This window comes from Mucilaginibacter sp. PPCGB 2223 (genome assembly GCF_001705515.1).
In the GTDB taxonomy this organism is placed as follows: Bacteria; Bacteroidota; Bacteroidia; order Sphingobacteriales; family Sphingobacteriaceae; genus Mucilaginibacter.
Genome location: NZ_MDJS01000001.1, coordinates 398,211 through 420,485 on the forward strand (window position 1 = coordinate 398,211; position 22,275 = coordinate 420,485).

The window sequence follows — 22,275 nt, forward strand, 5'->3', positions numbered from 1 at the left end:
ATGAAGAAATATAGCCTGATCGTACTATGGATATTATTTGCCGGTTCGGTTTTCGCGCAAAGCGATAACCTGAAATTGTGGTATAACAAACCCGCCGAAAAGTGGACGGACGCTTTGCCCATCGGTAACGGCAGGCTTGGCGCAATGATCTATGGCGGCGTAAACAGCGATCATATCCAGTTTAACGAAGAGACATTATGGAGCGGCGGCCCGCGTATCTATCAACGCGCCGGGGCAGCGAGTTATTTACCGCAGATCAGAAAATTATTGTTTGAAGGCAAGCAGGCCGAGGCTGAGAAATTGGCAGAAAAGCATTTTATGGGGATGAAAGATCATGAAGCTACTTATCCTGCTGCTTTTACTGCCTGGCTCGATAAAGTAATGGCCGACAAAAGTTTAGCCCTGGAGGATGATAGCCGTTGGGAAACAATGAAAATTCCAACAGTAAACGGGTGGGAAGTTGCGGGCCTAACGGGAGTGGACGGTGCCGTTTGGTTCCGCAATAGTTTTGAATTGCCTGCGGCGTGGAAAGGTAAAAACCTGGTGATTAATTTAGGTAAGATACGCGATAAGGATATTACTTACATCAACGGCGTAAAGGTAGGATCGATGGATTCGATGAACCTTGGCCGCAAATACACTATCGCGGCAAGCATACTGAAAGAGGGCAAAAACGAAGTGGCCGTACAGGTGATTAACCCGTACGATAAGGGCGGACTGGTTGGGCCTAAAGCCGATCAAAAACCTTATGTGGTTTACCCGGAAGGCGAAGACCCGAAAAATGCAATAGTGTTAAACTCTGAATGGAAATATAAAATCGAGGATGCCAGTCCACCCGCTGCTCCTGTTTATGAAGCCGATTATCAACCATTCGGAGATCTGTATCTTAACTTTAAAGAGCAGGGAGCTGCTACCGCTTACCGCCGCGAATTAGATATTAAAAATGCCATCTCAACTACAAGCTATACGGCAAATGGCGTCCACTTCACCCGCGAGTATTTTGCCAGTGCGCCCGATAAGGCCATTGTTATCCATATCAAGGCCGATAAACCGGGACAGATAAACCTGGATGCGCTGCTGCAAACATTCCAGAAAGAAAATCATATCACTAAGATTGATGACCATACGCTGGGCATGACGCTTAAAGTTAATAATGGCGTTTTACATGCGGCGGCTTACTTGTATGCCAAAACTGTTAAAGGTATAGTCAGTATAAGTGGAAAAGGCATTCATATCGCTGCCGCTGATGAGGTAACACTATACTTAACCGCGGGTACCTCGTTTAGAAATTATAAAAATGCCTCGGGCAATATTTCGCAGTCATTAATTAAACCGACATTGTCGCTGAAAAGCAAAACCTACGCACAGGTAAAAGCTGCGCATATTGCAGATTATCAAAGGTATTTCAATAAGTTCTCGGTTGATTTTGGTGCGGGCAGTAGCCTGCCGACCGATGAGCGGATCAAACAATATTCTGCAGCTACTGATCCCGGTTTACTGGCGCTGTACATGCAATATGCGCGCTACCTGATGATCTCGTGCTCGCGGCCGGATAGCCCGCTGCCTGCTAACCTGCAAGGCATCTGGAACGATCAGCTGACACCGCCGTGGGGTAGCAAATTTACTACCAACATTAACCTGCAAATGAATTACTGGCCGGTGGACGAACTGAACCTTGCAGATTGCGGCCAGCCGCTGTATAAAATGATCGGCGAGCTATCTGTCGCCGGTAAGGCAACGGCTAAAATACATTATAATGCGCCGGGTTGGGTGCTGCATCACAATACCGATATCTGGCTTGGTACGGCGCCTATCAATGCATCCAACCACGGTATCTGGCAAAGTGGCGGTGCGTGGCTGTGCCATAATTTGTACGAACATTACCTGTTCACAAGGGATATCGCGTTTTTGAAAAATGCTTACCCAGAAATGAAAGGCGCAGCGGAATTTTTTGTGAGTACGTTAGTTAAAGACCCCAAAACAGGGTATTTGATCAGCACACCGTCAAACTCGCCTGAACATGGCGGTTTGGTTGCAGGACCTGCGATGGACAGGCAGATCATCCGCGATCTGTTTAAGAACTGCATCGCGGCAAGCAAAACATTGCGAATTGATGCTGAATTCCGCAAAATACTGGAAGAGAAGTATAAGCAGATAGCGCCGAATATGATCGGCAAATACGGACAGCTGCAGGAGTGGATGGAAGATAAGGATGATACGGCAGATACGCATCGCCATGTTTCGCATCTGTGGGGCGTGTATCCGGGTACGGACATTACCTGGGATGATTCGCCGGCGATGATGCATGCTGCCGAGCAGTCATTTAAATTTCGTGGTGATGACGCAACCGGTTGGAGTTTAGCGTGGAAGATCAACCTGATGGCACGTTTTAAGCATGCTGATCATGCCATGGCGCTGGTTAATAAGTTACTAAGCGTGGCTGAAAACAGCAATCCTAATGGCAAAGAGCGCAGTGGCGTTTACCATAACCTGTTCGATGCACACCCGCCTTTCCAGATTGATGGCAATTTTGGCGGCGCGGCGGGTATTGCAGAGATGCTGGTTCAAAGCCAGCAAGGTTATATTGAACTGTTTCCGGCCCTGCCATCGGCTTTGCCGAATGGCGAGATCAAAGGCACTTGTGCCCGTAGTGGCTTTGTATTGAATATGAAATGGCAGAATGGTAAACTGCAACGACTGGAGGTTATATCCAAAGCAGGCAGTGATTGCGAGTTGAAATATGCAGGGCAGGCTGTTAAATTTAAAACCGTTAAAGGCAAAACGTATAAGTTTAACGGCGAATTAAAAGCCATCGGCACTTGATATGCAACTTACCCAGCAACACCGAGCGAAATATTGGCATTTGTTCATGCAAATAGCTATTCTGTTGCTGCTTATTCAGCCATTATTTGCGCAAAGTGTCCGCCAGGATATCTCCCTCAACAAAAACTGGCTTACCGCCGAAGACGATAACAATGTCAAAGCATATGGCGGCTTTGAAAATCCGAACTTTAAAACAATCAATTGGAAAAGCGTCGACGTACCGCATAATTGGGACGAATACGAAGGTTACCGCCGTTTAAAACATGGCGACAGGCATGGCTATGCCTGGTATCGCAAAAGTTTCGCAGTCAAAATTATTCCCGGTAAACGCTATTCTCTGTATTTCGAGGGTGTAGGTTCATACGCTACGGTTTGGCTAAATGGTAAGCAGGTTGGTTACCATGCTGGCGGCCGTACCACATTTACTTTGGATGTTACTGATGCTATCAAGGCGCAAAACATTTTGGCTGTTCGAGCCGATCATCCGGACCATATTCAGGATCTGCCATGGGTTTGCGGTGGCTCGTCGGATGAGGTGGGTTTTTCGGAAGGCTCGCAGCCTATAGGTATTTTCAGGCCGGTGCATCTGGTCGTTACCAATGCCGTAAGGGTGCAGCCTTTTGGCGTACACATCTGGAACGATACTACAGTAAGCGAACGCTCTGCGACAGTGAATATCGAAACTGAAGTTAAAAACTATAAAAACAGTGCAGCAAGCATTACTATCAGCAATAAACTGATCGACAAAGAAGGAAAAATTGTTGCGAAGGCGTATACTGATCTAACGCTTAATCGGGGCGAAAGCACTACCACACAGTATGGTATAGGATTTAAAAATGTGCATTTATGGTCGCTGCAAGATCCTTATTTGTATCGGCTGGTTACCGAGGTGCTTGATGAAAATAAAAATGTTATCGACCGGGAAACCACGCCTTACGGTATACGCCGGATAAGCTGGCCTGTTGGGCGAAAAGATAATCAGAAACAGTTTTTACTGAATGGAAAGCCTGTATTTATCAACGGCATAGGCGAGTACGAGCACAATATGGGGCAAAGCCACGCTTTTACCGATGAACAGGTACGTGCTCGCGTAATGCAGGTAAAGGCGGCAGGTTTTAATGCTTTCCGCGATGCGCATCAGCCGCATAATTTGTTATATCAAAAGTATTGGGATGAGCTGGGCGTCCTATGGTGGCCGCAGTTTACGGCGCATATCTGGTATGATACGCCCGCTTTTCGCGATAATTTTAAAACGCTGTTAATTGATTGGGTGAAAGAACGCCGTAACGATCCATCAAACATTTTATGGGGTTTACAGAATGAAAGTAAACTGCCTGCCGATTTTGCCAGGGAATGCTCGGATATCATCCGTAAGCTCGACCCTACGGCATCATCCCAACGTAAAATAACCACCTGTAACGGCGGCGAAGGTACCGACTGGAACGTTCCGCAAAACTGGACAGGCACTTACGGCGGCGATCCGCAAACTTATGCTGCCGACATTCAGAAACAGATTTTGATAGGTGAGTACGGCGCATGGCGCAGTATTGATATGCATACTGAAGGTGCGTTTGTGCAGGATGGGCCTTTAAGTGAAAATCGTGAAGAGCAATTACTGGAGACTAAGATACGACTGGCAGAATCGGTAAAGGATAAGTCCGCCGGCCAGTTTTTATGGGTGCTCAGCTCGCACGATAACCCTGGCAGGGTACAGGCAGGCGAAGGTTATCGCGAATTGGACAGGATTGGCCCAATAAATTATAAAGGGCTGCTAACGCCATGGGGCGAACCTACCGACGCTTTTTACCTGTATCGCGCTAATTATGTACCGAAGGACAAGGAGCCGATGGTTTACATCGTATCGCATACCTGGCCCGACAGGTGGCTGAAGCCAGGCAAAAAAGATAGCATTATAGTGTACTCGAACTGCGACGAGGTGGAGCTATTTAATGATATTAACGGTGCATCGTTAGGCAAACGCCGGCAACAGGGCAAGGGTACGCATTTTCAGTGGGATGGTGTAGATATCAAATGCAATATGCTTTACGCGGTGGGGTATGTAAGCGGTAAAAAAGTAGCAGAGGATTACATCATGTTGCATCATTTACCTGCTTCGCCCAATTTTAAAAATATCAGGATTGATCAAGATATTCTCGCACCGGCACAGGGGATGAATTATGTTTACCGGGTAAATTGCGGAGGACCTGCTTATACCGACCATTTGGGGAATACCTGGATGCAGGATGTTCAACAACCCGATAAAAAGCATTGGGGCTCAACCTCGTGGACAGACGATTTTGCGGGGATGCCGGCCATGTTCGGGAGCCAGCGGCGGATAATTGATCCTGTTGCGGGTACGCTCGATGAACCATTGTTTCAAACATTCAGGTACGGTAGGAATAAGCTGAAATATGATTTCCCGCTGCCCAATGGCGAATACCGGGTTGAGCTTTATTTTGCCGAACCCTGGTACGGCCTCGCTAACATCGATGCTACCGGCTGGCGCGTGTTCGATGTGGCTGTCAACGGGAAAACCATGTTAAAAAACGTCGATCTGTTTAAAGAGGCAGGCTTTTCAACTGCGGTTAAAAAGGTTTTGTATGTACACGTTACCAATGGCTGGCTCTCCATTAGTTTTCCGCAGGTGGCCTCCGGCCAGGCGGTAATCTCGGCAATAGCCATCGCTACAAAAAATACCCGGATGCCGGCAGTAACTACAGCGCCGACCCTTGTTCAAAATTTGAGATCGAAGGGCAAAGACAAGTGGAAACTTAATACCTGGATGGATACCGGCAATCAACAGTACGCCGGCGCCGGTACACAATTCAGTAAACTGCCGCCAAACCTGTACGGTGCCGAATGGTTAAGCACTTCGCAAAGCGCAACTGGAGGAGCTTCTTTCTCGGTGGCTACCGACGCAGAGGTTTATGTTGCCATTGATGAAAAAGCAAAACAATTACCGGGTTGGTTAAAGAATTACGACGATACCAAGACCTTTATCGAAACTGACGCAGATGGCGGGCATCGTTTTAATGTTTATCACCATCGCTTCAATAAAAACGCTACGGTGATATTTGGTAAAAATGCTGATAACGCGCTCATGTATACCATCTCAGTATTGCCGGTAACCTACATGGAGCGCGCTACCGATCTGAAACCTACGGTATCTTATAAGCCGGAAACAGCTATTCTGACAGGTGGGATCACCCTTGCAGAGCCGGCAGGTAAAAAAGCCATCAGTTTTAAATCGGATGAAGGTAGCATAGCCTGGGCAATTGCACCTGGTGTGGCCGATGTATACACCATTCGTGTAAAATACTTAAACACGACAGGCAAAACTCTTAGCGCGAACGTGAAGGTATTGGCAGCCGATGGCCCGGTGATGAAATCGGGCATAATGGAGTTCCCGCCAACAACTGCCGATAAATGGAAAACTGTTGAAACCACTACGGGTACAAGTATTAATGCCGGTAATTACCGGGTTCAGATATCGGCTAAAGCAGCTACAGGGCTAAGCATTTCGGGAATAGAAATACAGTAGATGTGCAAATGAAAAAACTAATGATATGAGATTAGCAAAGTTGTTTTTTGGGATTTTACTGATGGTGACAGCAATAGTGGCGCATGCACAAACAGTATCTGAGGCCAAAATGCAGGAGATTTACAACGAAGTAAAAACGCCATTCAAATACGGTATGGTAATGGTGCCGACCGATAACAGCAAAAAAATGGACTGCCCCACGGTGTTCCGCAAAACCCGGAAATGGTACATGACCTATATTATCTTTAACGGCCGCGGTTATGAAACCTGGCTGGCCAAAAGCGATGACCTGCTGCATTGGGCAACGCAGGGACGTGTGTTATCATTCAGTGATACGACGGATTGGGACAATAACCAAAAGGCCGGCTACGCTGCTTTGGAAGATACCAGATGGGGCGGCAGCTACGAGCTGCAAAAATACGACGGCAAATACTGGATGAGCTATTTCGGCGGCCATGAGCGTGGTTACGAAAAGGGCTCGTTGGCTATTAGCCTGGCGTATACTGATAAAGATCCGTCTGTGCCGCATGATTGGCAGCGCCTTGGCCACCCGGTGTTGACGCCTGCCGATAGTACCGTTAGTTGGTGGGATAATCATATTTTGTATAAGGAAACCGTGATCTGGGACAAAGCAAAAACCACCGGCTACCCGTTTTTAATGTATTATAACGCCAACGGCGACAGCGTAAACAAAAAACGCGGGGCAGAACGCATCGGCCTTGCCGTATCAACTGACATGGTGCATTGGAAGCGCTATGGTAAAGACCCGGTGCTGAATCATGGCGCAGGCATTACCGGCGACCCGAACATTGAGAAGATAGGAGATACCTGGGTGATGTTTTACTTCGGTGCGTTTTGGTCGACCTCCGGGCCGACATGGAATAAACGTGGTGGGGCGTTTAATCGTTTCGCGGCATCGTACGACCTGGTACACTGGACGGATTGGACCGGAGACGATCTGATCAAATCATCCGAAGTGTTCGACGGGCAATTCGCGCATAAGTCGTACGTCATTAAATATAAAGGTGTAGTTTATCACTTTTATTGCGCGGTAAACAAAGCCGATCAGAGAGGCATTGCGGTAGCCACCTCAAAAGATATGGGTAAAAGCGAAGTGCATTTTGTTGCTCCGCCACCGCAAAAAGCACGGTCGGTAGGGCAGTAGGATTTTTTATGATAAAAAGAGTTGGTAGTGAAAAGTAACACTGATTATAAAGTTTTGGGCGTTTCCCTGTGGGCCGGGCTATCCGCTCATACTGCACAGGCTTTAGCCACGGGCCGGTATCCGCTGCTATCCCTAACGCGGCTCATGGGTATATCTTGCCTGCTGATCTTATTAACCTCTTCCGTTACTTTCGCACAGCATTCCCCATCTCAAAACTTTAACCAAAACTGGAAATTTAATTTAGGCGATGACAGCCTGGCAAAACACCAGGCTTACGATGACAGCCGCTGGAGAAAACTGGATCTGCCGCAAGATTGGAGCATTGAAGGAAAATTTGACGAAAAAGCACCCGGTACAACCAACGAAGCCGCTTTGCCCACAGGTATTGGCTGGTATCGCAAAACGTTTACCATCCCGGCAACGGATAAAGGCAAAAATATTTATATTGATTTTGACGGCGTATACCGTAATAGCACAGTTTGGCTCAACGGACATTTGCTGGGCAACAGGCCGAACGGGTATATCTCGTTCAGGTATGATCTGACGCCTTATCTTAACTTTGGTGCAAGGCCTAATGTCGTCGCCGTAAAGGTTGATAACTCGGCGCAACCTAACTCGCGCTGGTATTCGGGTTCGGGGATATACCGGAATGTTTGGTTATTAAAGGAAAACCCTCATGGGTTTGATCAATGGGATACTTTTGTAACTACACCATCAATAAATGATCAAAATGCCACTGTTCGAATAGTAACCAAGGTCAACTTTGGCAGTTTGGGTAAAAAGTTACATCTGAAAATAACAATAAACAACGAATCGGGTAAAACTGTTGCCGCAGTAAAATCAGTTATACCTTATGTCGGTTTGTTTAAAGCATACTCATTCCGGGAAGAATTAAAAGTGTTCAAACCTATTCTCTGGTCGGTTAAGCACCCTTACCTATATAAAGCAGTATGCCAGGTGTTGGATGGTGATAAAGTTTTGAATGCTGAAACGACCAGCTTCGGCATCCGCTTTTTCAATTTCGATGAGCACAAGGGGTTTTTTCTGAATGGCAGATCGCTGAAAATAAACGGCGTTTGCCTGCACCATGATGCAGGGGCTTTAGGCGCGGTAGTTAACAAACATGCCATCGAGCGACAGCTTAAAATATTAAAAGATATGGGCTGCAATGCCATCCGTACATCGCACAATCCGCCTGCTCCCGAGCTTTTAGACCTATGCGATAAAATGGGTTTTTTAGTGATGGATGAAGCATTTGATATGTGGAAGAAAAAGAAGACCCAAAACGATTATCATTTGGATTGGGATAAATGGCATAAGCAGGATTTAATTGATCAGATCAAACGCGACCGTAACCACGCATCGGTTTTTATGTGGAGCATCGGCAACGAGATACGGGAGCAGTTTGATACATCGGGCATACGCATCGCTAAAGAATTGGCTGGTATTGTAAAAGAATATGACCCGACACGGCCGGTTACTTCGGCTCTGACGGAAACCGATCCTAAAAAGAATTTTATTTACCAGAGCGGCGCTTTGGATGTGTTAGGCTTTAATTATCACCATGAGTTGTATCCTGATTTTCCGAAGAATTATCCCGGCCAGAAGTTTCTCGCTACCGAAACGGTTTCGGCTTTAGAAACCCGCGGACATTATGATATGCCCAGCGACAGCATACGCCGCTGGCCGCATAATGGTAAGGATCCGCTGAAAGATGGTAATGCAGATCTGACAGTTTCGGCTTATGACAATATATCAGCCTATTGGGGTTCAACGCACGAAGAAACCTGGAAAGTGATCAAAAAGTACAATTTCCTTTCGGGGATGTTTATCTGGACCGGTTTTGATTACCTGGGCGAGCCAACACCATATCCGTGGCCGGCGCGCAGTTCGTATTTCGGCATTGTCGATCTGGCCGGGTTCCCTAAGGATATCTATTATATGTACCAAAGCGAATGGACAAATAAGCCCGTACTGCATATCTTTCCGCATTGGAACTGGCAGCCGGGTAAGGTGGTCGACGTTTGGGCATATTATAGCCGGGCTGATGAGGTGGAACTGTTTTTAAACGGCAAATCACTGGGAGTGAGGCATAAGCAAGTCGACGACCTGCATGTGCAATGGCGGGTAAGATATGAAGCGGGAGCTTTAAAAGCGGTATCACGGCTGAATGGTAAGGTGGTACTGACCCGCGAGATACATACAGCAGGTAAGCCGGCGAGAATTGAACTCATAACAGATAAAACCAAACTTAAAGCCGATGGAACGGACCTAAGCTATATTACTGTGCGGGTCACTGATGCGCAGGGTAACCTTGTGCCCGATGCCGGTAACCAGATACAGTTCGAGGTAAACGGACCGGGCTTTATAGCCGGTGTCGATAACGGCTTGCAAACCAGCCTGGAGCCTTTCAACTCTTCATCGTGTAAAGTATTTAATGGCTTATGCCTCGCCATCATACAATCTAAAAACTATAAGGGTAAGGTTATGGTTACGGCAAGTTCAGCCGGGCTACAACCGGTTACAATTTTTATCGATTGTAACAAATAAGTTATTAATGCTAAAATCGTACAATAGTTGGAGAACCTGATACACAAAAGCAGTGCCTGTTGCGAGTAGTTTTATCCCAATAAACCTGCGGCACTTATTTACCCGTATCTATGAAACAACAAAGCATCTTCGATCATATCAGCGTTGACGGCTTTTCGTCGACACCGAAATATATGCAGCTTGCCAATTGTATCCACGAAGCGGTAATGACCGGGAAAATTAACCGCGACCGGATTCTGCCATCGCTGCACGAACTGACCTATCATCTCGAAATATCAAGAGATACGGCCGATAAAGGCTATAAATACTTGCGAAACCTGGGCATACTGGCATCTATCCCCGGTAAGGGCCATTTTATTACTGCGAATAACGTGGTAAGGCAAAACAAGATTTTTTTGCTGATCAACGAACTGGGAAATAATAAAAAAGTATTCTATGATGCCTTTACGCAGGTTTTAAAGGAGCCCGTAACCATCGATTTCTATGTGTACAATGGAGATTTTGCCTTGTTTAAAAAACTGTTCAATACCAGGCGCGAGGGTTATACCCATTATGTTATCTTACCACAATTTACCGAAGGCGGAGAGCACGTGCACGAATTGATTGATACCCTGCCGAAAGACAGGCTGATCCTGCTGGATAAACCTGTTGCCGGGTTAAAGGGTAATTACGGTGCAGTTTATGAAGACTTTAAAAAAGGCATTTACTCATCGCTCGAAAAGTTACTTGAGCCGTTGAGCAAGTATCACACCATGAAACTGGTTTTGCCGCAGAATGATCATCATTGTGCCGGTATAGTCAAGAATTTCGGTGCATTTTGCCTGCAGTATGCATTTGAGCGAGCTGTGCTGAAAGATGTTGGCACTACAGAAATTAAACAGGGAGAGGTTTACGTTTGCCTTGCTGACGATGACCTGATCACGCTGATCGAAAAAATCAAAACCACTAAATTTAAGGTTGGGAAAGATGTAGGTATCATATCGTGCAATGAAACACCGCTTAAAAAATATATCCTGGAAGGTATTACCACGATATCGGTTGATTATGAACAAATGGGCAGGCAGGCTGCTACCATGATCCTGAAAGGGCAGATGGAACAAATGCATTTGGAGTGCCGTATCAAACAACGATCGTCAATATAATCTAATCCCAAGCAACCACCAGGCATATGAAAGTTTTGCCCCTGTTCGATCTCGCGATCATTGTGCTCTATTTGCTGGGGATGATTCTGGTAGGCTTTTATTTTTCGCGCAAAAACAACAATTCCGATTCGTATTCCAAAGCGTCGGGCCTGATACCAGGTTGGGCCATCGGCATGTCGATCTATGCTACCTTTCTCAGCAGTAATACTTTTTTAGGTGTACCCGGTAAAGCCTTTGGTGGCAACTGGAATGCTTTTGTATTCAGCCTGTCGATGCCTTTAGCAGCCTGGGTTGCTACTAAATATTTTGTACCATTTTATCGTGAAACCGGGCAGATATCAGCGTATACGCATCTGGAAAAGCGTTTTGGCGCCTGGGCGCGAACGTATGCCGTAGTTTGCTTTTTACTGACGCAGTTGGCACGTATGGGCTCGGTTTTTTTTGGGATAGCTTTGAGCCTGCAGGCCCTGACGGGCTATTCCATGCAGACGATCATGATCGTGATGGGTATATCCATTATCATTTACACGGTAATGGGAGGTATTAAAGCGGTGATTTGGACGGAAGTTGTGCAAGGCGTTATCAAAACCCTGGGCGCAGTGCTGATCATCTATCTCATCGTATCGCATATGGATGGCGGTATCCAAAGGATAGTTAGTATTGGGAAGATAGCAGGTAAGTTTAGCCTGGGTAGCTTCTCGGCAAATTTTACCCAATCGACTTTTTGGGTAGTGCTCCTTTACGGGTTCTTTATCAATCTCAATAATTTCGGGATGGATCAGAATTATATTCAGCGCTATCATACCGCAAAATCGGCAAAAGCCGCAGCAAAATCGGTATGGCTTTGCGTTTACATTTATGTCCCGGCCTCGTTCCTGTTTTTTATCATCGGCGCATGTTTGTTTGCGTATTACAATGTTCACCCCGAATTGCTCGAAGGCATCAGGCACCAGGCCGCGGTAGAAAGATTGCCGCTCAATGCCACTGCCGATCAGATCAACGCTTTGGCTGCGAAACTGCAGCCCGCCGACTACGGCGATAAAGTAATGCCGCATTTTATGGTCACCAGCATCCCGACGGGTTTGGTCGGCCTCATCGTATCTGCAATTTTATCCGCCGCTATGAGCACCATCAGTTCGGGCATGAACTCGTCGGCTACTGTGTTTACCGTCGATATCTATAAACGTTATATCAAACCGGGCATCAACGAAAGGCAAACCCTGAATACGCTGCACATTGCTACCGTGATCTTCGGGTTACTGGGCATGGGCACGGGTATCGCCATGATAGGAGTGAAGAGCATCCTCGATATCTGGTGGGCGCTTTCGGGCATATTTGCCGCGGGTATGCTGGGCCTTTTCCTGCTGGGCATCATTAGCAAACAAACCCAAAACCAGGAAGCGCTTATAGCTTCAATCATCGGTTTACTGGTTATTTTATGGATGACTTTCCCGGGCCTTATCCCCGAAGAATATAAATTCCTGCGCAATACGCTGCATACCAACATGATCATCGTGGTAGGTACGCTGGCTATTTTCCTTGTTGGAATACTGTTAACAAAACTAAAAGCTGCGCCAACCGATGCAGCGCAACACGAAATACAAGAGATACATTAAGAATGAAAAAGAAAGGTTTTATACCGGTGATGCTGACGCCGTTTAAAGATAACGGTACGATAGATTATGATGTTTTAACGCAACTGACGGAGATTTATATCGAAGCCGGGGCAACCGGTTTGTTTGCCAACTGCCTGTCGAGCGAGATGTTTGAGCTGAGCGATGCCGAGCGTTTACTGGTTATCAAACACGTGATTAAAGTGGCCAACGGCGAAGTACCGGTAGTAGCCACGGGTACTTTTGAAGGTACCGTTGACCAGCAGGCCGATTTTGTTAAACGGGTAAACGATGCCGGTACGGATGCTGTAATTGCCATCACCGGCGTGTTGGCTGCCGAAAATGAAAGCGAGAAAGTATTCAATGATCGTGTTTTTGAGCTGTTTGATAAAACAGATAAAATTCCGCTTGGTTTTTACGAATGCCCGGTACCTTATAAGCGTTTAATATCAGCAGAACAATTAACGGCCTTTGTTAAAACCGGCAGGGTTGTCTATCACAAGGATACTTGCCTCGACCTGGGCATGATCAAACAAAAACTAAAGGCCGGGAAATATAACAGCGATTTTGGATTGTATGATGCATACATGGTGCATGCCGTGGAATCGTTGAAGGCTGGATCGGCGGGATTATCGTGTATACAGGGTAACTTCTTCCCCGAGCTGATTGTTTGGCTTTGCGATAATTACGACAATGCCGGCCTTAAAGCTGAAGTTGACAATGTGCAGCAATTTTTGATCGATAACATGGATGTGATGCACAATGTGTACCCTATCATCGCTAAGTACGGCTTAAACAAACGCGGGCTAAAAATATCCACCTTTACGCGCCGTAAAGTGGGCGATTTTTCACCGGCCATTAAAAGCAGCATTGAGCATTTGTATACCGACTATTCGATACTAAGTAACCGCATCGGCCTGCACAGTTAATTGTGCAGGTATTTGCGTTTGTACTCCAGCGGCGTCATATTGGTTACTTTTTTAAAGTGGCGATAGAAGTTGGATACATTATTAAAACCGCATTCAAAGCATAACACCTCGGTAGGTAGTTTATCTTCGATCAAAAACCGGCAGGCGTGGCTGATGCGTATCTCAGTTAAAAAATCCGAATAGGTTTTCTTGGTCATCAGCTTAAAATACCGGCAAAACGAAGTTACGCTCAGGTTGCCGATTGATGATATCTCTTCGAGGCTGATCTCTTTTTTATAATTGGCCAAAGTATAGCTGCAAACCTTGTTTAAGCGTATCGTATCCGATTCGTTGGATTGATGAAACTCGTTGTGTGAGAGTGTGATTGGCTTAAATTCCTCGGTTTCGGCTAATACTTTAAGGATGGATAGCAGTACGATCACCCGGTCCATATTCGTAGCCTCCAAAGCCCGGCGCATCAGCGAGGCCAGTTCGGTACGCGCTTTACCTTCGATAACCAAACCGCCCTTAGCCTTTTCAAACAGTTTTGGCAGCAGGTACATTTCGGGCAGGTTGAGCAGATAGCGCCCCAGGCAATCGGGCAAAAAATGAATAACGATCACTTCGACGTTCAGGTTCGAATCGGGTTGGAAATATTCCTCTTTACAACGCCAGCAGTGGGGGAGGTTCTCGCCCAGGAGCGTGATTTCGCCGGCCGAAAAGTTGCTGATATTATCACCGATAAAACGTACGCCTTCGCCCTTGATTACATAGTGAAGTTCCAGTTCAGGGTGATAGTGCCAGATGCCCCTGAAGGTTGGCAGTATATCGTGCCTTATGCTGAATGAGTTTTGTGGCTTAACGTCAACCTTTAAAAAATGAGGTTTCATCTCAAAAAAATTTACTAACAGGTTTAATTGGTTCGGGAACGGTGATCCCTATGTTTTCCGGATGGTAAAAGTAATAAATTATACTTTATTATCTCCAAGCCGGAATGATAAAATCCTACAAAAAAACTAAAAATAGCTTTTTAAAATGTTAACGTAACGGTTATGATAAGATTATACAATAAGTTGATAACAATGGGCAATAATGTGCTTATAGTAAAATTGATATTTGTATTGGATAGTTTGAATTTAAACAAATTCGCTGTACCTGAGATATAAACCAAAGCACATAGCTATACATTTTTGCTTAAAATATTTAGTGTTGGAAATGGATCAACACTAAAAGAGCCCGGCGGTATTCGGCGGTCATTGCAGTGATAAATTATGATAATTTATTGTGGCGATTATTCAAAATATTATAACGGACGTGCTTCTGAATTATAAAATTATAAACTAATTACCGGTCCTGCCGGATATTACAATGAACAAGTTTTTCACCCTCTTTTTAATTGTTACTGTTTTAACTGTACCCGTATTTGCCCAAAAAGGTGGCAACACACCTGCCGGGCAAGACGCCAATTATGCCCAGGTAATTACGGCCCGGGCTGCCAAAATTGTCGACGCACTCGGCATCAGCGATTCTGTTAAATACAAACGTGTTCAGGCCATCATTGTTGATCAGTACCGTAGCCTGAGCAGTATACACGATACCCGTAACGCACAGGTAAAAGATATCAAAGCGCAAGCCAGTGCCGATAAAGATGCAGCTAACGCTAAAATAAAGTCAATTGACGATGATGTAGATGCCCGGCTTGGCAAGCTGCACAGCGAATATCTGTCTAAATTAAACACAGAACTTACTCCGGCGCAAACAGACCAGGTAAAAGATGCCATGACTTATCGCATCATGCCTATCACTTATAAAGCCTATACCGAAGAAGTACTCACCCTCACCGACGTGCAAAAGGCCCAGATCAAAACCTGGTTGCTTGAAGCGCGCGAACTGGCTATCGATGCCGAATCATCTGATAAAAAACATGCTGTTTTTAATAAATACAAAGGTCGTATCAATAACTACCTGTCGGCCCAGGGCTACGATATGAAAAAGGAGGGCGAGGAGTGGCAAAAGCGCATCAAAGAAAAAGCCCAGCCTAAAGATAACTGACCAAAATGAGAGCGTAACCAATCAACCATTAACTAAATATGAAACCAAATCCTGAATTATTATGAGAAAACTTTTCCTCTTATTTTTTGTAATGCTCACGGTAACCATCGCTGCGCATGCTCAAAACAGAACCATTACCGGTGTGGTTACCGGTGAGGGCGAAACAGACCCGCTGATAGGGGTTACCATTACGGTTAAAGGGAGCTCTGCTGCGACCTCGACCGATGTGAATGGTAAATTCTCTATTATGGTAACCAACTTACAGAATGTAACCATTGGCGCTAAGTTCATTGGCTTTCAATATCAGGAGATAACCCTGAAACCGGGCGAGACCGTTGCAAACTTTAAGTTGCCTAAATCGACCACCGATCTGGCTGAAGTAGCGGTTGTGGCAACAGGTTATGGGACTACCCTGAAAAATAAGTTATTAGGTTCGGTATCCGAAATTAAAGCAGCCGAGATCGAAGACATCCCGGTGGCAAACCTAGGTACCGCGTTAATGAACAGGGTTGCGGGCGTAAACGTTAGTGTTGCCTCTGGCTCCGGCCGCCCGGGCGCCACAACCACCCTTACTTTACAGGGTGCCTTCGCCGCGTCTTCTACAGCCGGTATCACTACCGACCCGTTGTATGTAATTGACGGTTTAATAGCACAAAAAAGTGATTTTGATAATTTAGATGCAAGTCTGGTTGAGTCGATCTCGTTTTTGAAAGATGCTGAAGCGGCTATTTATGGTGCCGCAGCTGATAAAGGCGTGGTTTTGGTAACTACCAAAAAAGGTAAAGTAGGTAAAGCACAGATAAGCTATACCGGTTATTTTGGTACCACCAATGCTGCTTCTCTCCCTAAATTGCTGAGCGGGTACCAACTGGCTAAAACCATTAATGACGGTTTGGAGCTGAGCAATGCCGCTTTGAGTTCGCGGTTTTCGCAAGCCGACCTGGACTTTATCGCGACCAATCCTTACCCAAGCTGGTACAGCCAGTTGTGGCATTCGTCGCAAGCTATGAGGCATACTATCAACGTAAGCGGCGGCACAGAAAAGGTGACATTTTTTGGTGGTGGCAGTTATTATAATGAAGATTCGAACTTTGGCAAAACCTCGATCAAAAAATACAATATCCGTTCGGGCATGACCGCGAAGATTAGCGATGAACTTACCGCGTATATCAGCTTAAATACCTCGTATAGTAACGATTACCGCAATACCGCAAAATCTGAAAGCTCAGACGCCGAGAACACCACTTTTGGCGCAATTATCCAGGTTCCGGCATGGGTGCCGTTAACTATTAACGGGTTGCCTGTTTACTGGAACGGGCCGAGCTCTACAGGCGGCGCCTGGAACCCGTCGGCATATTTCGATTCGGGAAGTTATACCACCAGCGCCGCACAGGTTATTAACCTTAACTCTTCGCTGGAGTTCAGGCCACATCAGCTTAAGGGCTTAACCGCCAAGGTACAGTTTGGTAAAAACAATTACCTGAGCAATAGTAAAAACTATTATCCGCCGTATACCCTTTATACTTTTGCCAATACGGGCCAGAACGGTGCGTTATATACCACCACCCAAACCGGTACCAAATCTATCAGCAACTCAAACCAGTTGCTTGTGGGCACAGGTTCAACTTCGGAGTATGAGTTAATCGGTTCGTTAGATTACAATCGTACAATTAAAGCTCACACTTTTGATATTTTGGTAGTTGGTACTCAAAATGAAACCAATGCCACATCGTATAATACCTACCGTACTACCCAGCTAATTCCGGGTGTCGATCAGATGTTTGCTTTCGATCCAAGCACAACAACCGGTCAAAACATATCAAACTCCGAGAGCGGCAACATAGGTTACGTTTTCAGGGCAAATTATGATTACGCAGGTAAATATTTGTTTCAATTTATAGACCGTATAGACGGGTCGGCCAATTTTGGCCCGGGCCATCAATGGGGCAGTTCGCCTGCTGCGGCGATCGGCTGGAGGATAAGCGAAGAAAACTTCTTTAAAAAGAGCCTTTCCAAATACATCAACAGTTTAAAAATAAGGTATAACATTGGTATCACCGGCGACGACCGTGTAAACTCGTTTTTGTATAAATCAAGATTTACGCCTTACAGCGGTACATCATTATTCGGAACAACGGTTACAAACGGCCTCGATCCGAGCGTGGTTCCAAACCCTGGTATTACCTGGGAGCATAACCGGTCGCAAACATTCGGTATCGATGCCACTTTCCTTAACGACAGGTTATCTCTTACCGCCGATATCTGGACCAAGCATTATTACGACGGCCTGATCGATCTGGGTAATACCGTGCTTCCGTTAACTTTTGGCAACTCGAGCGCCGTAGTAAACTATAACGAGGCTAACACCTGGGGCGAAACGTTCACTATTGGTTATGTTGACAGGATAAATAAAGATTGGACCTACAACATTAACGTCAATTTCGGATGGGGCGATAGCCAGGTTACGCAGTCTATGTATTCTTTAGGCGCCCTGGGTACAGCTACCGAATATCAGAATATCAGCGTAGGCGAGCTGTCGAGCAAATACAGCTCAAGCAATTATGGACTAATTGCAAAAGGTATTATTCGTACCCAAGCCGATCTGAATGCAATTCTGGCCAAAAACCCCAACTATACCATTGAAGGCAAAACGCCACAGGTAGGCTGGATGGACTTTGTTGATGTGAACGGCGATGGTAAGATCACCGCCGCACAGGATGAATATCCGATGTACAATAGCTTGTCGCCAAAACTATCAATGGGCTGGACATGGGGCGTAGGCTACAAGACCCTTAAACTGAGTGTTAACGGATATCTTCAGTTAGGAGGCAAGGTTACAGTGACCGACAGGAACCCGCCAACCAGCGCTACAGTAAACTCATCAGGTTCATTGAACCAGCCTGCTTTCTGGGCCGACCACTGGACGCCGAGCAATCCTGATGCTGCTTATCCGCGTACAGATTCGCCGGATATCTCTGAGAACTCAACGTTCTGGACCCGCAGCGGTACAAGGTTATATATCAACAACGCTACTTTATCATATGCTTTACCTAAATCTATAGCAGACAGGCTGAAAATACCTAACCTGAGGTTCCTGGTAACCGGTGAAAACTTGTGGAGTATCATTAATCCGTTTGATTATAAGGACGTAAGGACCGCCAATATTCAAACCTATCCGATGCTCAGAACATTCTCATTCGGGGTTAATTTAACGCTGTAGTAAATTATTTAAGTAGTTTAACATGAAAAGAAACTTTATAAAGCAAGCTCAAATAGTATTGATGTTTGCAGCAATAAGCACGGCATTTATGGCATGTAATAAAAACGTGCTTAATAAATCGGATCTGAACGGTATCGATCCGTCTATCTGGAATACCGAATCGTCGGCCACCGAGTTTTTAAACGGCACATACGACCTGGTAATGCCTAACTGGCCGTCGCCCGGTTCAATCCATAATACCAGCGATGAGCTGAACAATGCCACAGCATCTATTTTAAATGGCACCTTAACAGGTGTTGGTAACGAAATCACCGATATTGCCAGCGCCAATAAACAAGCCAACGACCAGTACTGGTGGATATACCGTTGTAACCTGGCGTTACAGGGCATTAACGGCGGCACCATGTCTGACGATGTTAAGGCGAAACTTAAAGGCCAGTTTTATTTTTTAAGAGGGTACATCTATTTTAACCTCATCAGGATATACGGCGGCGTGCCTTTAATTCTGAAGCCACAGGATCCGTCGCAGACAGATTCGCTTTATACCCCAAGAAGCAAAACCAGCGTTTGCGTGAAACAAATCTGCGCCGATATGGACTCGGCAGCAGCTATGCTCCCGGCAACCTGGCCCTTATCAACTGATGGCGGCCGTATAACCAGGGCTGTGGCCTCGGCATATAAAGGCAAAACGTTGCTTTATTGGGCAAGCCCGCAATTTAACCCCAACGATATTGCCAGTCGCTGGCAGGACGCGTATAATGCATGTAAAGCTGCCTACACCCTGGCGCAAACAGACGGATATGCCTTATATCCTTCAACAAGCGGTGGCCTGGGTAACTTGTGGATAGACGAAAGCGCCAACAACAAAGAGCGGATGATGTGGCGTACCTTAGATGCCGTTAGCGTTAACCCGACCCATGGTACCAATAATGAAAATATCACCCGCCCGGTTTCTGAAACCACTGGTGGCGGCGGCAGCAACGAGCCAACCTGGAACCTGGTACAGGCGTTCCCAATGGCAAACGGCTTGCCTATCACCGATCCTAACTCGGGCTACGATGCCGAATTATACTGGCTAAACCGCGATCCTCGTTTCAATCAGACCATTTCGTACAATGGCCAGATATGGAACCTGAGCAATAAGTCGAACCGCCACGAGTGGACGTACACCGGTTTTCTGGACGATGTGAGCAAAGCTTCGGTAACCGGGTTTTATTGCCGCAAAATCTGTAATCCTACCATAACTGCATCACAGGCCCCGTTAAACTCAAATACCGGCGGCGGTAGCGGTATGGATTGGATCGAACTGCGTTTTGCCGAAGTGCTGATGAACTACGCCGAAGCCGCTAACGGTATCGGTAATTTATCTGAGTGCCAGGGTTTACTTGCAACACTGCGTGCCGCACGCGGCCTTACACAGGGCAGCTATAACTATGGTTTAAGCGTGGTAACCACCCGGTCGGCCATGTTTACCTTCTTATTAACCGAGCGCGAGATCGAGTTTGCGATGGAAGGCAAACGTTACTGGGACCTGCGCCGTACGCGCCAGTTCGAAAAACTATCGGGTACACAAAGGTTTGGTATCAAACTGGCGGTAAATTCGCCATACCTGGCCGGTGCCAAACCGGCGAACCCGGTGGCAGGTAAAACTTATATGGACGTTCCTGACGTTACCGGCGCGAGGGTTTGCGATACCATAAACGTAAATAACAGAACTACGTACCGCAAGTTCTTTACGCCGACTTTCGCAACTATCGAGCCATCAACCGCTCCTGTTATTAACTATCCGTCGACATATTATTTCTATCCGTTGCCACAAGTGCTGTTGACCTCAAATCCATCAATACAGCAAACAATCGGCTGGCCGGGTGGCACGTTCGATCCGCTGCAATAAGATAACTGATAAAATATAAATACATAGTGTGTAAGCATTATTAAAGAATGACAACAATGAAAAAAAGATCAATCATATTTTATACAGCCATCTTTCTGACAATATTGGCAACAAGTTGCGTTAAGGTGATTGATAAATTTAACAGCAATAACTTAACGGTTACATTTAATAACCAGGGCTCTTTGTTTTTAACAGGCGATAAAACGGTTAACCCGAAAGACAGCATTAAATTCAGCTACTCGGTTGTTTGCACGCAGCCGATGTCGTACCTGACATTAACAAAGAACGATACTGAGATATCGCGCGACTCGGTTAAAACCGGCGATAGGATGTCGGCTTCCGGCTTTTTAAAGAAATTAGTGGCCGATACTATACCGGGCCAATACGTTTATAAAGTGGTTGCCCGGGACAATACCGGTATCTACCTGGGAGCAAGTAACCCGATCATCGTAACTGTTACCGCCGATTTTAATTATTATACCAATCAAAGGTTGTACGTTCCGGATACTACGGCAATGACCAATAAATGTTATTATAACGTCGCAAGCCAAACAGCTTACAGCTTTACCGATATCAATTCGGGTGGCGTTAACAGTAACCTGATCGATTTTGGTTATTTCTGGGATCCTACGATAGCATCGGGAACGACGCCAAAGGGTAACACCATTTATAACCTGGCCATGTCGCCTGTACCGAGCCCTATCGCCATGTACAATACAGCCAGTTTTACAAAAAATCTTACCCAGTTTAAAGTAATTACCACACCTACCTGGGCAAATATCAACTCGGGAGGATTATTGAAAGCCCAGGGGGCAGCTGCCTTTAAAACGGCGTCTGCAAACTCGGTTTCGCAACTTGCTGCGGGCAGCGTAATTTTGTTTAAAACTGCCGCAGGTAAATATGGCGCCATCAATATTACTTATATCAATGCTGCGTCTCCCTCAAAAACCACTTACATGAATTTTGAGGTGAAACTGGCTAACTAACAGCCGGTTGATCATCTGTCAAAAAGGAGAGGCCGGTGCTTCTCCTTTTTTGTTTTACATAAAGCCAATTTGTATTATCTGTTGTATGATTTTGACAGCTAATCGTACTTGTTTAACTGTGTTTTTGATTTGAATGATTTAAACAAAATATTAAGAAATATGCCAATTTTGTTGTTATTGTAACATCGTTGAGACATTGGAGCGTCTACAGGGCGTTTTCGGCCTTAAGATAAAATCGTACTAAAGCTTGTTAATATTCTATATAAAACAGCTATGAATACCGTGCATATTTGAATTATAGATAATTTGCTAAACAACCAGTTATACCTATAACCAAAGTGATCTTTATATCGGAAATTAGTTAATGAACCGGTTTTAAAC

Annotated in this window: 12 protein-coding genes; 11 read left to right on the forward strand and 1 reads right to left on the reverse strand. The window is 45.7% G+C overall.

Annotation, left to right across the window (positions count from 1 at the left end; genetic code table 11):
- From BEL04_RS01600 to BEL04_RS01630, 7 genes are all read left to right on the forward strand, one after another.
- A complete protein-coding gene (locus BEL04_RS01600) occupies positions 1-2,823 on the forward strand; it encodes a glycoside hydrolase N-terminal domain-containing protein (protein ID WP_139112894.1) in 2,823 nt (940 codons plus the stop codon).
- Positions 2,824-2,869: 46 nt separating this feature from the next.
- Positions 2,870-6,364, forward strand: coding sequence for a malectin domain-containing carbohydrate-binding protein (locus BEL04_RS01605; RefSeq protein WP_065999471.1), 3,495 nt, complete (start codon positions 2,870-2,872; stop codon positions 6,362-6,364).
- 25 nt (positions 6,365-6,389) lie between these two features.
- The gene (locus tag BEL04_RS01610; protein ID WP_065999473.1) at positions 6,390-7,529 is read left to right on the forward strand and encodes a glycosylase; all 1,140 of its coding nucleotides are present in this window, start codon (positions 6,390-6,392) and stop codon (positions 7,527-7,529) included.
- Between the two features lie 27 nt (positions 7,530-7,556).
- Positions 7,557-10,079 (forward strand): beta-galactosidase GalB, encoded by a 2,523-nt coding sequence (galB, locus tag BEL04_RS01615; protein ID WP_254659506.1) that lies wholly within the window; start codon positions 7,557-7,559, stop codon positions 10,077-10,079.
- A gap of 110 nt (positions 10,080-10,189) precedes the next feature.
- Positions 10,190-11,221 (forward strand): substrate-binding domain-containing protein, encoded by a 1,032-nt coding sequence (locus BEL04_RS01620; protein ID WP_065999476.1) that lies wholly within the window; start codon positions 10,190-10,192, stop codon positions 11,219-11,221.
- Positions 11,222-11,247: 26 nt separating this feature from the next.
- Complete coding sequence (locus BEL04_RS01625; protein WP_065999478.1) at positions 11,248-12,837, forward strand: sodium:solute symporter; 1,590 nt, start codon at positions 11,248-11,250, stop codon at positions 12,835-12,837.
- Positions 12,838-12,839: 2 nt separating this feature from the next.
- Positions 12,840-13,763 (forward strand): dihydrodipicolinate synthase family protein, encoded by a 924-nt coding sequence (locus BEL04_RS01630; protein WP_065999481.1) that lies wholly within the window; start codon positions 12,840-12,842, stop codon positions 13,761-13,763.
- On the opposite strand, the gene BEL04_RS01635 is transcribed toward BEL04_RS01630, so the two are convergent.
- A complete protein-coding gene (locus BEL04_RS01635) occupies positions 13,760-14,632 on the reverse strand; it encodes an AraC family transcriptional regulator (RefSeq protein WP_065999483.1) in 873 nt (290 codons plus the stop codon). The two genes, BEL04_RS01630 and BEL04_RS01635, sit on opposite strands and share 4 nt — an antisense overlap.
- A gap of 478 nt (positions 14,633-15,110) precedes the next feature.
- Here BEL04_RS01635 and BEL04_RS01640 point away from each other — a divergent pair, with 478 nt between their 5' ends.
- From BEL04_RS01640 to BEL04_RS01655, 4 genes are all read left to right on the forward strand, one after another.
- Positions 15,111-15,794, forward strand: coding sequence for a DUF3826 domain-containing protein (locus BEL04_RS01640; RefSeq protein WP_065999484.1), 684 nt, complete (start codon positions 15,111-15,113; stop codon positions 15,792-15,794).
- Between the two features lie 61 nt (positions 15,795-15,855).
- Complete coding sequence (locus tag BEL04_RS01645) at positions 15,856-19,014, forward strand: SusC/RagA family TonB-linked outer membrane protein (RefSeq protein ID WP_065999485.1); 3,159 nt, start codon at positions 15,856-15,858, stop codon at positions 19,012-19,014.
- A gap of 22 nt (positions 19,015-19,036) precedes the next feature.
- Positions 19,037-20,908 carry a RagB/SusD family nutrient uptake outer membrane protein gene (locus tag BEL04_RS01650; protein ID WP_065999486.1) on the forward strand — a complete coding sequence of 624 codons (1,872 nt, stop codon included), beginning with the start codon at positions 19,037-19,039 and terminating at the stop codon, positions 20,906-20,908.
- Positions 20,909-20,964: 56 nt separating this feature from the next.
- Complete coding sequence (locus BEL04_RS01655) at positions 20,965-21,894, forward strand: hypothetical protein (RefSeq protein ID WP_065999487.1); 930 nt, start codon at positions 20,965-20,967, stop codon at positions 21,892-21,894.
- The last annotated feature ends 381 nt before the right edge of the window (positions 21,895-22,275 follow it).